The organism is Pseudomonas sp. NFACC13-1 (assembly GCF_900104425.1).
Classification (GTDB): Bacteria; Pseudomonadota; Gammaproteobacteria; order Pseudomonadales; family Pseudomonadaceae; genus Aquipseudomonas; species Aquipseudomonas fluorescens_AA.
The window spans coordinates 1-15,359 of the sequence record NZ_FMXV01000003.1; the positions used below are offsets into that span (position 1 = coordinate 1).

17 protein-coding genes are annotated in these 15,359 nt (G+C 61.4%); 9 read left to right on the forward strand and 8 right to left on the reverse strand.

Annotation, left to right across the window (positions count from 1 at the left end):
- The 3 genes from BLQ55_RS04715 to tal all read left to right on the forward strand — a co-directional run.
- Window positions 1–273, forward strand: a 273-nt coding sequence (locus BLQ55_RS04715; RefSeq protein WP_143011692.1) for a transposase, incomplete at its 5' end; no start/stop codon positions are given.
- A 247-nt stretch (window positions 274–520) separates the two neighbouring features.
- Window positions 521–1,516 carry a tRNA dihydrouridine(20/20a) synthase DusA gene (gene dusA, locus BLQ55_RS04720; protein ID WP_092252685.1) on the forward strand — a complete coding sequence of 332 codons (996 nt, stop codon included), beginning with the start codon at window positions 521–523 and terminating at the stop codon, window positions 1,514–1,516.
- 177 nt (window positions 1,517–1,693) lie between these two features.
- Window positions 1,694–2,620: a transaldolase gene (gene tal, locus BLQ55_RS04725; protein ID WP_092197315.1), complete on the forward strand. Its 927-nt coding sequence runs from the start codon at window positions 1,694–1,696 to the stop codon at window positions 2,618–2,620.
- Window positions 2,621–2,820: 200 nt separating this feature from the next.
- Here tal and rssC read toward each other — a convergent pair whose 3' ends face one another.
- The 3 genes from rssC to BLQ55_RS04745 all read right to left on the reverse strand — a co-directional run bounded on the left by rssC (window position 2,821) and on the right by BLQ55_RS04745 (window position 5,520).
- Window positions 2,821–3,303, reverse strand: coding sequence for an anti-sigma factor antagonist RssC (rssC, locus tag BLQ55_RS04730; protein WP_025212773.1), 483 nt, complete (start codon window positions 3,301–3,303; stop codon window positions 2,821–2,823).
- Window positions 3,303–4,484 (reverse strand): two-component system response regulator RssB, encoded by a 1,182-nt coding sequence (gene rssB, locus BLQ55_RS04735; protein ID WP_053120765.1) that lies wholly within the window; start codon window positions 4,482–4,484, stop codon window positions 3,303–3,305. The genes rssC and rssB overlap by 1 nt, the downstream gene beginning before the upstream one ends.
- A gap of 346 nt (window positions 4,485–4,830) precedes the next feature.
- Window positions 4,831–5,520 carry an MlaA family lipoprotein gene (locus tag BLQ55_RS04745; protein ID WP_092197317.1) on the reverse strand — a complete coding sequence of 230 codons (690 nt, stop codon included), beginning with the start codon at window positions 5,518–5,520 and terminating at the stop codon, window positions 4,831–4,833.
- Between the two features lie 201 nt (window positions 5,521–5,721).
- Here BLQ55_RS04745 and BLQ55_RS04750 point away from each other — a divergent pair, with 201 nt between their 5' ends.
- Both BLQ55_RS04750 and BLQ55_RS04755 read left to right on the forward strand, forming a co-directional pair.
- On the forward strand, window positions 5,722–6,342 hold the full coding sequence (locus BLQ55_RS04750; RefSeq protein ID WP_092197319.1) for an HAD superfamily inactivated hydrolase PcrP: 621 nt from the start codon (window positions 5,722–5,724) through the stop codon (window positions 6,340–6,342).
- Window positions 6,343–6,451: 109 nt separating this feature from the next.
- Window positions 6,452–6,715: a DUF4404 family protein gene (locus BLQ55_RS04755; RefSeq protein WP_060738392.1), complete on the forward strand. Its 264-nt coding sequence runs from the start codon at window positions 6,452–6,454 to the stop codon at window positions 6,713–6,715.
- A gap of 184 nt (window positions 6,716–6,899) precedes the next feature.
- Here the strand turns inward: BLQ55_RS04755 and queF are convergent, their stop codons facing one another.
- Window positions 6,900–7,730, reverse strand: coding sequence for an NADPH-dependent 7-cyano-7-deazaguanine reductase QueF (gene queF, locus BLQ55_RS04760; protein ID WP_092197321.1), 831 nt, complete (start codon window positions 7,728–7,730; stop codon window positions 6,900–6,902).
- Window positions 7,731–7,791: 61 nt separating this feature from the next.
- Window positions 7,792–8,313, reverse strand: coding sequence for a copper-resistant cuproprotein CopI (locus BLQ55_RS04765; RefSeq protein WP_092252687.1), 522 nt, complete (start codon window positions 8,311–8,313; stop codon window positions 7,792–7,794).
- 152 nt (window positions 8,314–8,465) lie between these two features.
- On the opposite strand from BLQ55_RS04765, the gene BLQ55_RS04770 reads away from it, so the two are divergent.
- Both BLQ55_RS04770 and BLQ55_RS04775 read left to right on the forward strand, forming a co-directional pair.
- The gene (locus BLQ55_RS04770) at window positions 8,466–9,146 is read left to right on the forward strand and encodes a heavy metal response regulator transcription factor (protein ID WP_092197323.1); all 681 of its coding nucleotides are present in this window, start codon (window positions 8,466–8,468) and stop codon (window positions 9,144–9,146) included.
- Window positions 9,143–10,501 carry a heavy metal sensor histidine kinase gene (locus BLQ55_RS04775; protein ID WP_092252689.1) on the forward strand — a complete coding sequence of 453 codons (1,359 nt, stop codon included), beginning with the start codon at window positions 9,143–9,145 and terminating at the stop codon, window positions 10,499–10,501. Before BLQ55_RS04770 ends, BLQ55_RS04775 begins: the two co-directional genes overlap by 4 nt.
- Before the next feature lie 168 nt (window positions 10,502–10,669).
- Here the strand turns inward: BLQ55_RS04775 and BLQ55_RS04780 are convergent, their stop codons facing one another.
- The 3 genes from BLQ55_RS04780 to BLQ55_RS04790 form a co-directional block, all read right to left on the reverse strand.
- Window positions 10,670–11,914, reverse strand: coding sequence for a lipoprotein-releasing ABC transporter permease subunit (locus BLQ55_RS04780; protein ID WP_092197327.1), 1,245 nt, complete (start codon window positions 11,912–11,914; stop codon window positions 10,670–10,672).
- 63 nt (window positions 11,915–11,977) lie between these two features.
- Window positions 11,978–12,661, reverse strand: a complete 684-nt coding sequence (gene lolD, locus BLQ55_RS04785; protein ID WP_162843734.1) for a lipoprotein-releasing ABC transporter ATP-binding protein LolD — start codon at window positions 12,659–12,661, stop codon at window positions 11,978–11,980.
- Between the two features lie 7 nt (window positions 12,662–12,668).
- The gene (locus tag BLQ55_RS04790) at window positions 12,669–13,919 is read right to left on the reverse strand and encodes a lipoprotein-releasing ABC transporter permease subunit (protein ID WP_092197329.1); all 1,251 of its coding nucleotides are present in this window, start codon (window positions 13,917–13,919) and stop codon (window positions 12,669–12,671) included.
- A 94-nt stretch (window positions 13,920–14,013) separates the two neighbouring features.
- Here BLQ55_RS04790 and BLQ55_RS04795 point away from each other — a divergent pair, with 94 nt between their 5' ends.
- Together BLQ55_RS04795 and BLQ55_RS04800 are read left to right on the forward strand one after the other, a co-directional pair.
- Entirely contained in the window at window positions 14,014–14,610 is a 597-nt protein-coding gene (locus BLQ55_RS04795) for a PilZ domain-containing protein (RefSeq protein WP_092197331.1), read from the forward strand.
- The gene (locus tag BLQ55_RS04800; protein ID WP_092197333.1) at window positions 14,607–15,329 is read left to right on the forward strand and encodes a glycerophosphodiester phosphodiesterase; all 723 of its coding nucleotides are present in this window, start codon (window positions 14,607–14,609) and stop codon (window positions 15,327–15,329) included. The genes BLQ55_RS04795 and BLQ55_RS04800 overlap by 4 nt, the downstream gene beginning before the upstream one ends.
- Window positions 15,330–15,359: the final 30 nt, after the last annotated feature.

Consider the following 15,359-nt stretch of genomic DNA (forward strand, 5'->3'; position numbering starts at 1 on the left):
GCCTGGGATCGAGTTATCCCGTTTTTTGTCTTCCCACCCGCCATCCGGAAAGTGATTTACACGACCAACGCAATCGAGAGCATCAACGCTCAACTGCGAAAGATCATCAAAACGAGGGGACACTTCCCAACCGATGATGCTGCCACCAAATTAATCTGGCTCGGCTTGCGCAATATCACGGCAAACTGGGGCAGTGCGGCCCACGACTGGAAAAGTGCCATGAATCAGTTCGCGATCCTGTACGGGGACCGGTTCATCAGGCCGACGTGGTAAATGAAGGCCTGCTTAACGGCAGGCCGTCACCGGCCCGCACACAAAAAATCTGACACTCCCGTTTTTTGAGACCCTGCGACGACCTGCAATCCCAACATATCAACCGGCGCTCCGAGATTCCCGACTGAACCGGGAATCTCTAGCCCCGCCGGGAGATTCAGTGCTCTTTCCGATCAAGCCCGTCAGCCTTACCCGATCCCATTCCTGATAAACTCCCCGCCTCTGCCCTACCCATTCAGATTCCTCAATGTCCTTAACCACTGCCGCCCCCCAGTCACTCTCCCGCCGCTTCTCCGTCGCCCCGATGATGGACTGGACCGACGCCCACTGCCGCTTCTTCCTACGCATCCTCTCCAAACACGCCCTGCTCTACACCGAAATGGTCACCACCGGCGCGCTGCTCAACGGTGACCACGAACGCTTCCTGCGCCATCACCCATCCGAACACCCCCTGGCCCTGCAACTGGGTGGCAGTGTACCTGCCGATCTGGCCGCCTGCGCCCGTATGGCCCAGGAGCACGGCTACGACGAGGTAAACCTCAACGTCGGCTGCCCCAGCGACCGGGTGCAAAACAATATGATCGGCGCGTGCCTGATGGGGCATCCGGGGTTGGTGGCCGATTGTGTGAAGGCGATGCGTGATGCGGTGTCGATTCCGGTAACGGTCAAGCATCGCATCGGGATCAATGGGCGGGACAGTTACGAGCAGTTGTGTGAGTTTGTCGGGACGGTGCGCGAGGCCGGTTGCACGAGCTTTACCGTGCATGCGCGGATTGCGATTCTGGAGGGGTTGTCGCCGAAGGAGAATCGCGACATCCCACCGCTGCGTTATGACGTAGCCGCGCGGTTGAAGGCGGATTTTCCGGAGTTGGAGATTGTGCTCAACGGTGGAATCAAGACGCTGGAGGCCTGCCACGAGCATTTGCAGACGTTCGACGGTGTGATGCTGGGGCGCGAGGCCTATCACAACCCGTATCTGCTGGCCGAAGTGGATCAGCAGTTGTTTGGCAGCACCGCGCCGATCATCACCCGGGCCGAGGCGCTGGCGCAGTTGCGGCCTTACATCGCCGATCACCTGGCCGCTGGCGGGGCGATGCATCACATCACCCGTCACGTGTTGGGGCTGGGCACCGGGTTTCCGGGGGCGCGGCGGTTTCGGCAGTTGTTGTCGGTGGACATTCACAAAACCAAGGATCCGTTGGCGTTGCTGGATCAGGCGGGGCAACTGCTGGAAGGGCGTTAACCGTCACTTGCTTTGAACCTGCGCGCTGTTTTGGCATCGTATCTACCGATACCGCCCCGGCCTTTCAAACAGCCGTTTTCAGGTTGTTGCCGCTGGGGCCATCGATACCTCTTCACGCCCTTGAGTGGCTGCCGGCCCTCGGGTAATGTCAACGGACCCATAGGACAGAGCACGCTCATGACTTCCAAGCTGGAACAACTCAAACAGTTCACCACCGTCGTGGCCGATACCGGCGACTTCGAGGCCATCGCCCGCGTCAAACCCGTGGACGCCACCACCAACCCTTCCCTGCTGCTCAAGGCGTCGGCCATTCAGGGCTATGCCGAGCAACTGAACGCCTGCGTGGCGGACTGCAAGGGCGATGTGGGCCTGGCCAGCGACCGTTTCGCCGTAGCGGTCGGGCAAGAAATCCTGAAAGTGATCCCTGGGCGTATTTCCACTGAAGTGGACGCGCGCCTGTCGTTCGATACCGAGGCCATGTTGAAGCGTGCGCATCGTCTGGTCGATCTGTACGAAAAGGCCGGTATTGGCCGGGATCGGGTGTTGATCAAGATTGCCTCCACCTGGGAAGGCATTCGTGCAGCCGAACAGCTGGAGCGTGAAGGCATCCAGTGCAACCTGACGCTGCTGTTCTCCTTCGCCCAGGCCGCGGCCTGCGCCGATGCCGGGGTGTTCCTGATTTCGCCGTTCGTGGGCCGTATCTACGACTGGTACAAGAAAGCCAATGGCAACGACTACACCGGCGCGGATGATCCGGGCGTGCAGTCGGTGACGCGCATCTACAACTACTACAAGGCCAATGACTACAAGACCGTGGTCATGGGCGCGAGCTTCCGCAACCTCAACCAGATCGAGCAACTGGCCGGGTGCGACCGCTTGACCGTCAGCCCGGACCTGCTGGAAAAACTCGCCGCCGACGAAGGCAAGCTGGAGCGCAAGCTGGCGCCAGGGCAAGCCGGGGAGGCACGCTTGATCCTCGACGAAGCGCAGTTCCGCTGGTTGTCCAACGAGGACGCCATGGCGACCGAGAAACTGGCCGAAGGTATCCGTCAGTTCGCCCGGGACCAGGAGAAGCTGGAGGCGTTGCTGCAAGCCAAGCTTTGAGCTGATTCAGCCGGCATGCAAAACGGGCGAACCTGGTTGGGTTCGCCCTTTTTTATGCGGCTTGGCTTAAGGGATGTGGCGGGTCGGCAAACGCCATCGCGAGCAAGCTCGCTTTCACAAGGGATGTCAGAACGCCAAAAAACCTGTGGGAGCGAGCTTGCTCGCGATAAAGCCGGTGCAGCCTACACGAAGCCCAAGGCTCAAGGCCGCTCCAGCGCATTCACCAGATCATGGAACGCTTCACGATTGGAATCGTTGAGCCCCATGAGGATCTTGTGGGCTTCAAGCACCTTGATCCGCACTTCCTCTTCGGACTGATCCTGGTCAGGCAGGTCGTCCAGGCACTCCGGACACGGCACAGGGTCGCCCACGATGTTGAACACCTGGTCGAAGCCCATCGATTGCAGCAGACGGGTGATGTCGTTGTGGGTGGTGACGACGGTCGGCAGCAGGCCGACCTTTTGCCGCGACAGGATCGACAGCTTGGCCAACAGGCCCAATGTGGTGCTGTCGATGCTGCGGGTTTCGGTCAGGTCGATCACGATGGCGCTGAAGTTCAGCGCGGTGAAGATCCGCTCAATAGTCGCATCCAGCGCCGAACACAGGGTCAGGCGCACTTCACCGACAAACTTCAGGACGAAGGTGCCGTCCTGCTCGGCGAACTGGATTCTACCGGTACTCATCAAAGGTTCCTGCTCAACACTAACAGGGCGATATCATCCGGCATCTCCCCGAGCGTGGCTAATCCAAACACTTGACGCAAGCCTTCCAGGCTACCGCCCGCTGCGCTTACCCGTTCAGGCAAGGCCGCTTCTTTCTCTTTGAGTGTAGGTTCTGTCAAAAGGTCCAAAATGCCATCAGACATCAACGTCAGGCTGAATGTCGGTGGCAATTCCAGCACGTGGTCTTCGTAGGTGGCCTCGTTGAACAGGCCCACCGGCAAACCACGCCCTTCCAGGTAACGAACACTGTCTGGCGTATACAACACAGGCAACGGCAGGTGACCGCCGATGCTATAGGTCAACAAACCCGTCTCCTCGTCGATGACTCCACCGACCATCGTGACGTGTTTGCCCAGCTTACAACTGATCAGGCCTCGGTTGATATGCCCAAGGACTTCCGACGGCTTGAACTCCGGCAGCGTGCCATTACGCTTGGATTCGAACAGCAGCCGCGTGGTCATGAACTTCAACAGCACCGTCACGAAGGCCGATGACGCGCCATGACCGGAAACGTCCGCCAGGTAGAACGCCACTCGCCGCTCATCGACGCGGAAATAGTCCACGAAATCGCCCGACAGGTACAACGACGGGATGATCTGGTGGGCAAAACGGAAATCGTCGACGGTCCAGGGGCTGACCGGCAGCATGTTCATCTGCACCTGGCGCCCGGCGTTCTGGTCTTCCTGCAACAGGTTCAGGCTGGCTTCCAGCTCGCGGTTGGCGGTTTCCAGCTTCTCGCGGTAGCGCTGGTTTTCCACCAACAGGCGCGAACGGTCCAAGGCCCGGCGCACCGAGTGCTCGAGCACCGCAAGGTCTTCAAGGGGCTTGATCAGGTAATCCGCCGCGCCCAGGCGCAATGCCTCGACCGCATCGTTCATCACGCCCGCGCCCGACACCACGATCACCGGGGTCTGCGAGGAAATCTCGGTCACCTGGCGAATGAGTTCGAGTCCGCCCATCTGCGGCATGCGCAGGTCGCAGATGACCAGGTCGGGCTTGTCTTGCTCGAATACCTGAAGACCCTGTTGACCATTGCTGGCCTGCAGGACGCTGAAACCACTGTCTTCCAAGTAGGCTGCGAGACTGGCTCGCACCACTTCGTCATCATCGATTATCAGCAGCGTGGCACTGGTTTTTGGCATGTGGGCAAACGGCGCCAGAATTAGGTTGGCGTAGCGGGCTGGGCGATCTGGCCTGGCACGCACTACTGGATTCGCTTTCTAGCCTCTCTGTCGTACCGGTTTCAGGCCTTTGCCCTACACGCCCTTACATCAGAGGTGCCCTTCTAAGGCGCAGACGGTACTCCCATCCGCGGGGCGTTTCAAGCTCATGCAGATAGCCGCTTGCGGTCTTTATTTGTCAAAGCACAGAGAGTTATAAGAACCGAGCGAAGCGTAACTCAATGGAAGGATCAAACCCGCTCAAACACGACGCCAAAGCACCGAAGGCGGCCTTTTGGGCCGCCTTCGGTGCTTTTACGGGTCGAAATCAAAAATCGTCTTCGACCTGGCCATCCTTGACTTTGAATTCGCGGTTCTGCAGGTAGGCATTGCGGATAAAGACGTATTTGTCGCCACTCACCATCTTCTCGGCCGACAACAGGCTGGCGCGGGTATCGACGATGTTCAGGCCGTGAATGGAGTTACGCACCGAGACGTTATCGATATAACGATAAGGCGCGGTGTAGTCATCGACCAGCTTGGCCGGCGCGTCACGCAGGGTGCTTGGCCCCAGCAACGGCAGCATCACATACGGACCACTGCCCAGGCCCCAGTAGCCAAGGGTCTGGCCGAAATCTTCATCGCTGCGCTGCAAGCCCATCTGGGTGCCCACGTCAAAGAAGCCCAGCAGGCCGAAGGTGGTGTTGAAGATCAACCGGGCGGTGTCGACCCCGGCGGCGGCCGGCTTGGCCTGCAGCACGTTGTTGGCCAGGTTGCCGACGTCGCCGATGTTACGAAACATGTTGTGGATGCCGTCTTCGAGGAACTGCGGCGTCACGTATTGATAACCCTGGGCCAGTGGCTTGAGCGCATAGGTGTCGAGGGTGTCGTTGAAGGTGAAGATTGGACGGTTGATGCTTTCCCAAGGATCTTCTTCCGTCGCGGCCTGAGTGGCGTACGGAACCAGCAGGACACAAGCGGAAAGACACAGCTGAGCTAGACGATGGCTCCAGCGCATAGGGAAGAACTCCTTGGATTATTCAGGCAAGGGCGCCGAGCCCAGGCGGTAAGCTGGCTAGTATAAGACGGAACGCGTGGATAGGCAGCACCGAAAAACATCCAGGCTGTAGGACTTTTCCGCGACTGGCACCGTTCACCTCACTGTCACCGGACTGTCATCGGAGCCCATTAGGCTGCTGGTTATTTCAAGGACGTTCCCATGCCCCGCGCCGAAGCCCTGCCTCTCCCCGCCCCCAGCCTGACCGCCGTACTGTTTGGCCTCAGCGGATGCCTGGTGGATTTCGGGGCGCGCGTTCGTCAGCCAGGGGCAGCGCCAGCGGATCACGCCCAGCCGACACCCGGCGCCCTGGAAAGCCTGCAACGCTTGCAACAGCTGAATATTCCCTGCGCCTGGCTCGACGAATTGCCTCCTGCCATCAGCCATAGCCTGGCGGCGTCATTGCCCACGTCCATCAAAGCGCCGCAACTTCCTGCAACAAATTATCCATGGCCAGCGCCGCATGCCTGCTGGCAAGCGCTGATGGCGCTGAACGTCCAGCAGTTGGACGGCTGCGTGTTGGTCAGCGGCGAACCACGGTTGTTGCAGTCGGGACTCAACGCAGGTTTATGGACGATCGGACTGGCATCCTGCGGCTCTTTGTGTGGCCTGGCGCCCGCCGAGTGGCAGGCATTGAGTCAACAGGCGCGGGAAACCAAACGCGCCAAGGCCACCGTGCAATTGTTCGGCCTCGGGGTGCATTCAGTGATCGATCACTTGGGCGAACTCGACACTTGCCTGGCCGATATCTGCCTGCGCCGTATTAAAGGCGAGAAGCCCTGACCGGGATCATGCAGGGCGCGTGAGTGTGGATTACTCTTAAGGCAGGCCATGGACTTTTGACGCAGCGTCGCGGTCCATGGCTGTGCCTATCAATAAAGGGAGTACGCCAATGCCTGCCCGCGAATTGCAAGACCAGCTCAACACACTGCGCGAGCAATTGGACCAGAATCCACCCCTGTCCGAAGCCGAACGCGCCGACCTGCAGGCGCTGATGGAACAGATCGAATTTGAGCTTGAACTGGAAACCCAAACACAGGACACCAACCTCGCTGACAATGTGAACCTGGCTGTCGAACGCTTCGAGCTGGAGCACCCCACGCTGGCCGGGACCTTGCGCAACATCGTGCAAGCCTTGGGCAACATGGGGATCTGAACCCTTCGCATGCAAAAAGCCCTGCTATCTAGCAGGGCTTTTTAGTTTCACGTGCCTGCACTGCATCCCCTGTGGGAGCGAGCTTGCTCGCGATAGCGGTGTGTCAGCCAACCTCAATGTTGGATGTGCTGCCCTCATCGCGAGCAAGCTCGCTCCCACAAGAGCTTACTTCCACAAGAAAAGTTTACTGACGGACCAGGCGGTGGTTCGGCAGTTGAACGTCTTCGGTACTGCGATATGGGTTGATATCCAGCCCACCACGCCGTACATACCGCGCATACACCGTCAATTTCTCCGGTTTGAGCAAGCGCTGCAGGTCGAGAAAGATTCGTTCCACGCATTGCTCATGGAAATCGGAATGCTGGCGGAAGCTGACGATGTAGGCCAGCAGGCTGGCCGGGTCCAGGGCAGCGCCGCGATATTCCACCGCCACGCTGCCCCAGTCTGGCTGGCTGGTCACCGGGCAGTTGGATTTGAGCAGGTGGCTGTGCAGGCTTTGCTCGACGATGCGTGAAGCATCGCAGCGCAGCAGCTCCGGGCGCGGATGCGCGTAGGAGTCGACGCTGATGTCCAGATCGTCGATGCAGGTACCGGGCAGCGCTACGATGCCTTCACGCTCCACGTCCTTGAGGCTGCGGATGCGCACACCCACCGCCTTGCCGGCTGCGGCCGACAGGTCCTGGCGCAGGGTGGCTTCCAGGCTCGCGGTGTCGGCGAACGGGGTCTGGTTCAAGGAGTTGAGGTACAGCTTGAAGGATTTGGATTCGATGATATTCGGCGAATCCGCCGGGATCGCGAACTCAGCGATGGCCACCACCGGTTTGCCGGACGGCAGCAGCCACGACAGCTCGAAACAGTTCCAGAAATCCACACCCTTGTACGGCAGGGTCTCGGCCGTCAGGCCCAGTTCCGCCCATTTCGCGGTGCGCGGGATCGGGAACAGCAGTGACGGCGTATAGGTGGCGATGTATTCGCTGGATTTGCCCAGCGGCGAATGTTCGGCTGCGGGATGCATGACGGAAACCTGACTGAAGAATCAGCGGATTCTATCAGCCTTTGCCGCAGCCTTTGAGTGCTTACTGACTGACTGTCAGGTCGCCCTTCATCCCGGCCTGGTAGTGGCCGGGAACATTGCAGGCAAACTCCAGGCGCGTGGCCTTGCTGAAGGTCCAGGTCAGCTCCGCGGTCTTGCCCGGCTCCACCAACACGCTGTTGGGGTCATCGTGGCGCATGCTCGCCTGGTCATGGCCCATGGCGGCATGATCCATCCCCGGCTTCATCGCGGTTGGCATCAACTGGCCGCTCTGCTGCATCTTGAGCATTTCCTGTTGATGGTCGGCGTGCATGGCCGCGCTACCCAGGTTGAATTCGTGGAGCAACTGGCCTTTATTGATCAGCATGAACCGAACCGTCTCGCCGGCCTTGATATCAAGGGCTCCGGGCTCGAACGTCATGTCGCCCATCACCACGTCAATGCTACGACTGGCCTTGGCCGCTGGCGCGGGCTGGCCAAAATCGAAATGACCCGGCGACGCCCACAGCGGCGCACTGAGGGCCAACGAGCAAGCGGCCAGGATCAAGCGGGTTCCCATCAACATGTCCATACTCCAATCGGATTCAGCGTGTGGGAAACTCTATCGCCGCCGGCCTGCCAGTCGGCTGACAGCTCGATTACAACTTTGTCAGGTTGCGCCACGAACCCGCCTGCCACGGTATAACGCCCTCGTCCCAACCCTGCCTTGAGCCGCCCATGAAACTGCTGATCGTCGAAGACCAAACCAAAACCGGCCAATACCTGCGCCAAGGCCTGGGCGAAGCCGGGTTCAACGCCGACCTGGTGGCCGACGGCATCACTGGCCAGCAACTGGCCTTGAGCGGCGAATACGCCTTGCTGATCCTCGACGTGATGTTGCCCGGCCGCGATGGCTGGCAGATCCTGCAAGCCGTCCGCGGGGCTGGCCTGGATACCCCGGTGCTGTTCCTCACCGCGCGGGACGCGGTACAGGATCGGGTCCACGGGCTGGAGCTGGGCGCCGATGATTACCTGGTCAAGCCCTTTGCTTTTTCCGAGTTGCTGGCGCGGGTGCGCAGCCTGTTGCGCCGGGGCAGTTCGACGCAACAGGAAACCAGCCTGCAACTGGCCGACTTGCGCCTGGACCTGATCCGCCGTCGCGTCGAACGCAGCGGCCGGCGCATCGACCTCACCGCCAAGGAGTTCGCCTTGCTGGAAATGCTCCTGCGCCGCCAGGGTGAAGTGCTGCCCAAATCGCTGATCGCGTCCCAGGTCTGGGACATGAACTTCGACAGCGACACCAACGTCATCGAAGTCGCCATCCGGCGCCTGCGCATCAAGATCGACGATGAGTTCACCAATAAGCTCATCCACACCGTGCGGGGCATGGGCTATGTGCTTGAAGAGCGCAGCCTGTGAGGGGCCGGTGGTCATTGAGCAGCCGCCTGGCGCTGTTATTCGCCGCCTGTACGGCCGTGGTGTCGTTGTTTGCCGGCGTGCTGTTCAGCCGTGGCAGCGAGGCACACTTCATCGAGCTGGACCAGCAACTGCTCGAAGGCAAGCTGATCGGCCTGCGCCGAGCCCTGCAAGACCTTGACGCCGAACAGACCCAGCGCCGGTTGGAAGATGAGCTGAGCCGTCAGGGCGACCTGGCGCTACGCATCAAGGGCAGCGATGGCGTGCGTTGGTACGACAGTTCGATCCGGATTCCGGCTCAATTGCCGGAGCGGCCCGGCCTGTCGACCCTCAGCGATGCCGACAACGATTACCGGGTATTGAATGCGCCGCTGTATCCCGAGCGGGCCGATTCACCGCAACTGACCCTGTTGCTGGACATCACCCATCACCAGCACTTCCTGCAACGCATGCAAAGGCTGATCTGGCTGACCGTCGGCCTCTCGGCCCTGGCCACCGCCCTGCTCGGTGCCTGGGCCGCCCGACGGGCCTTGCGGCCGCTGCGACGCATGGGCGCCATCGCCGGCAACGTCTCGGCCCGTTCCCTCAACGCCCGCCTGCCCGAAGAGCAAATGCCCGCCGAACTGGCGGAATTGGCCCACAGCATCAACGCCATGCTCGGACGCCTCGACGATGCGTTTCAGCGGCTCTCGGCGTTCTCTGCCGACATCGCCCATGAATTGCGCACGCCGCTGTCGAACCTGCTGACCCACACCCAGGTCACCCTCACCCGCGAACGCTCCCTGGAGGATTACCGCGAGGCGTTGCACAGCAATCTCGAAGAACTGCAATGGATGGCGCTACTGGTCAACGACATGCTGTACCTGGCCAAGGCCGACCATGGCCTGCTGGCGCTCAATCGCGAACCGCTGCAGTTGGGCGAGGAAGTGGACGTGCTGCTGGAATTTTTCGCACCCCTGGCCGAAGACGCCAAGGTCCGTTTGAGACGCGAGGGCGACGGCCGCATCGAGGGAGACCGCAACATGATGCGCCGGGCGCTCTCCAACCTGCTGGACAACGCCCTGCGCTTCACCCCCGTCGACGGTGAAGTGCGGGTGCGAATGGTCGATGGGACTCAAGGCGTGAGGGTCAGCGTGGAGAACAGTGGCGAGGGGATCCCGGCGGACTCGCTGCCGCGCCTGTTCGACCGTTTCTACCGCGCCGACCCGGCCCGCCAGGAAGGCAGCAGCGAACACGCGGGGCTTGGACTGGCCATCACCCGCTCGATCATCCGTGCCCATGGTGGGCAGATCCGTTGTGAATCGGCCGATGGCTGGACGCGGTTCCTGATCGAATTGCCGAAGGCAAGCCAGCCCTGACACAAAACCCTGTGGCGAGGGAATTTATCCCCGCTGGGCCGCGAAGCGGCCCCAAGACAGTCAATTCAATCAGCCTGATGTACCGAGCTATCAGGGTTTAGGGCTGCTTCGCAGCCCAGCGGGGATAAATCCCCTCGCCACAAGGGGCTCGTGGCCATCCCGGAGCTATCAGGAATACCGCAACGCCTGCGCCGGTTCGATCTTCGCCGCGCGCCATGCCGGGTAGACGGTGGCGAGGAAGCTCAGGATGAACCCGGCCGAGCAGATCAGCACTACGTCGCCACGTTGAAGCTCCGACGGCAGGTTGCTGACGAAATACACATCGGAACTGAAGATGTGCTGGCCGCTGACCCGTTCCAGCCAGCCCACCAGCGCACTGACGTTCAACGCCGCAATCACCCCCAGCACGCCACCGATCAGCGTGCCGACGACACCAATCACCGTGCCCTGGACCATGAAGATCGCCATGATCTGCCGCGGCGTGGCGCCGATGGTACGCAGGATCGCGATGTCCGCGCCCTTGTCGTTCACCACCATGATCAGCGTGGCGATGATGTTGAACGCCGCCACCGCGACGATCATCAGCAACAGCAGGCCAATCATGGTTTTTTCCATTTTCATGGCGCTGAACAGGCTGCCCTGGGTATGAGTCCAGTCGTCAGCCTTGTAAGCCGCGCCAAGGCCAGTGGCGATGTCACCGGAGACCTTCGGCGCGGCGTACAAGTCTTTCACCGCCAGGCGCACGCTTTGCACCTGGTTCGGCTGCCAATGCTGCATCTGCGCGGCGTCGGCCAGGTGGATCAGCGCCATGGAGCCATCCAGCTCGGCGCCGACCTTGAACACACCCACGACGTTCAAGCGCTGCATCCGCGGCGTGATGCCCCCCGGCGCGGTGCTGACTTCCGGCACGATCAACGTCAGTTTGTCACCGACATTCAAACGGAAACGCCGGGCCGTGATCTCGCCGATGACCACACCGTATTCGCCCGGCTTCAAGTCATCGAGACGGCCCTGGACGATATGCTGGGCAACGATGGACACCTTGCCTTCCTGGGCCGGATCGATGCCGCTGATCTGGATCGGCTGCATCGAACCTTTATGGCTTAGCATGCCTTCCATCTCGGTAAACGGCACGGCGGCGGTCACTTCAGGATTCTTCAGCGCCGCGGCGGCCACCGGCTGCCAGTCGTCGATTGGATTCACACCGACGATCGTGGCGTGGGGCACCATGCCGAGGATGCGTGAGCTCATTTCGCGCTGGAAGCCGTTCATCACCGACAGCACCACGATCATCGCCAGCACACCCAGGGCGAGGCCGATCATCGAGGTCATGGAGATGAACGAAACAAAGCGATTGCGGCGCTTGGCGCGGGTATAGCGCGTGCCGATAAAGATCGATAACGGTCTGAACATTCGCGGGGCACCGTATGAAAATAAAAGACCCGGCACTGTTTCCAAGTGTCGGGTTTCGGTCGGTCAGATGGGCGTCAGGCAACCTTCCTGCAAGTGCAGGACGCGGTCCATCTGCCGGGCCAGGTTCATGTCGTGGGTCACCACCAGGAACGCCGTGCGCATCGAGGTGCTGAGCTCCAGCATCAAGTCCTGGATGCCTTGGGCGGTGTGGGAGTCGAGGTTGCCGGTCGGCTCATCGAGCATCACCAGACCCGGCTTGTTGACCAGGGCCCGTGCGATCGCCACGCGCTGGCGCTCGCCACCGGACAGTTCGGCCGGCTTGTGTTCCAGGCGATGCCCCAGCCCTACCCGCTCCAGCAACGCCGTGGCGCGCTGACGGGCCTCGGGAATCGCCGTGCGGCCGATCAACAGCGGCATGCAGACGTTTTCCAGCGCGGTGAACTCGGGCAGCAGATGGTGGAACTGGTAGACGAAACCCAGGGAACGGTTGCGCAGCAGGCCACGGGCCTTCTCGTTCAGCGCCGACAGTTCTTCGCCGGCCAGCCAGACGCTGCCGGCGGTCGGCGTATCCAGGCCGCCCAGCAGATTGAGCAAGGTACTTTTGCCGGACCCGGAGGTGCCGACAATCGCCACGCGCTCACCCGGGTGCAGTTCCAGTTGCAGGCCCGACAACACCACCACCGACTCCGGGCCTTCCTCGTAGGATTTACCCAGGTTGCGGCAGCTCAAGATCGCTTTTTCACTCATGCCCGACTCACTCATAACGTAACGCCTCCGCAGGCTGGGTGCGCGCGGCACGCCAGGCAGGATACAGGGTGGCGAGGAAACTCAGGACCAACGCGGCGGCGCAGACCATCAACACGTCATCGGACTGCAACTGCGATGGCAGGTAGTCGATGAAGTACACGTCGGCGTTGAGAAACTTGTGCCCGATCAGGCCTTCGAGGGCGGCGATCGCGGCGCTGACATTCAGTGCGGCGAACATCCCGACCAGGGCCCCCACGAACGTACCGATCACGCCGATGACCGTGCCCTGGACCATGAAGATCCGCATGATCTGCCCTGGCGTGGCACCGAGGGTGCGCAAGATCGCGATGTCGCCCTTCTTGTCGTTCACCACCATCACCAGCGTGGAAATGATGTTGAACGCCGCCACGGCGACAATCAGCAACAGCAGCAGGCCGATCATGGCTTTTTCCATGCGGATCGCCTGGTACAGGTTGCCGTGGGTGCGGGTCCAGTCCCGGGCGTAGTAGCGGTCTTCGCCAAGCTGCTGGGCGATGGTCCAGGCCACACGCGGGGCCTGGAACAGGTCATCGAACTTCAAGCGCAGGCCCTGGACCTGATCCGGTTTCCAGCGATGCAGGCGGGCCAGGTCCTGGAGGTTGGTGACTCCCAGGTAACCGTCCAGCTCGCCGGCGCCGACATGGAAGATGCCGACCACGGTAAAGCGCTTCATGCGCGGGAACATGCCGCCCGGGGTCACGGTGACCTCCGGGGCGACGAAGGTCAGCTTGTCGCCGATGGCCACGCCGAGCTTGGCCGCGGCCTTGTCGCCGATGACGATGCCGAAGCCGCCGGGCGCCAGGTCGTCGAGTTTGCCCTGCTGCATGAAGTTATCGATGATCGACACCTGCCGCTCGAGCCCGGGGTCGATGCCATTGAGCAACACCTTGGACACCTTGCCGTCGTTGGTCAGCAACCCCTGCATCTGGATAAATGGCGCCACGGCCAGCACCTGCGGGTTCTGCTTGACCTTGGCGGCCAGGCTCGGCCAGTCGCTGATGGCTTCGCCGGTTTCGAGGGTCGCGTGGGGCACCATGCCCAGCACGCGGGTGCGCATCTCATGGTCGAAGCCATTCATCACCGAGAGCACGACGATCATCACGACCACGCCAAGGGCCAGTCCGATGATGGATGTCAGGGAAATGAACGATACGAAATGATTGCGACGCTTTGCACGGGTATAACGCGTGCCGATAAATACGAAGAGAGGTCTGAACATGTCGGGGCTTGTTCGGAGGGAAAAGGAACGTCCTTGTGGCGGGGGTCACAAACCAGCTTTACACTCAGACCACCGCCGCTACCATGGGTTCGCCATGTCGACATTAGATGAAGAAGATCGCCGCGAATACTACCGTATCGAGGACACGATCGCACTGGAAATTCGGCCCCTCTCCATTCCTGAAGCTGCTGGCCAGGAAGTGTTGCAGGATGCTTCTCCACTGTTCAACCTGCTCAGTGAACTGCACCTGAGCGAATTCGAGTCCCAGCACCTGCTGCGCCAGATCAGCGAGCGCGAACGCAGCGTCGCGGCGTACCTCAAGGCGATGAACAAACGCATCGACCTGCTCAGCCAGGTCATCGCCCTGACCGTGCTCGGCGAAATCGGCGACCCGCAGCCGGTGATCATTTCCGAAGGCGGCGTCGACTTCCAATACCCCACGCCAATCGCCGTCGGCGCCCACTTGTCGATCAAGCTGGTGCTGATGCCCCAGGCCCTCGGCTTGCTGCTGCGGGCGCGGGTCACCCACTGTGACCCCAAGGGCGACGGCTACGACGTGGGCACCGAGTTCGAGCGCCCGACCGACGCCCAGCGCCAGTTGCTGGCCCGCTACATTCTGCAGAAACAGGCGCAAGAACGGCGCCTGGCCCGGGAACTGAACGAATCAGGTATCAATAAGGAAGAACCGTGACCCTCATTTATGGCCACCGCGGCGCCAAGGGCGAAGCGCCGGAAAACACCCTGACCGGTTTTCAGGAGTGCCTCAAGCACGGCGTACGCCGTTGCGAGCTGGACCTGCATCTTTCGATGGACGGCGAGTTGATGGTCATCCACGACCCGACCCTCAAGCGCACCACGGACCGCCGCGGCAAGGTGGTGGAACACTCCGCCGCCGAGCTGGTGACCTACGATGCGCGCAAGGGCGGCCCGGGCTGGATCAAGCCGTGCCCGATCCCACGCCTGGAGGAGCTGTTCGAGAAGTGTGATTTCGAGCACTGGCAACTGGAGGTCAAGAGTGCCTCGCGCACCCGCGCCGCGGCCACGGTGCTGGGCATCCGCGAAATGGCCCAGCGTTTCGGGCTGCTGGACAAGATCACCATCACGTCCAGTTCCCGGGAAGTGCTCAAGGCGGCCCTGGACCTGACCCCGGACATCTCCCGCGGACTGGTGGCCGAATACGCCTGGCTCGACCCATTGAAGGTCGCCCAGAGCTACGGCTGCGAGATTCTGGCGCTGAACTGGACCCTGTGCACGCCGGAGCGCCTGATCAAGGCCCAACGCCAGGGCCTGCATGTGTCGGTGTGGACCGTCAACGAGCCCGCGCTGATGCGCAGGCTCGCCGACTTTGGCGCTGACAGCCTGATTACAGACTTTCCCGGTTTGGCCACCGCCACCCTCGGGAAGGGCTGAAATCGGTCTCCCCGGCCGGCTCAGGCCACC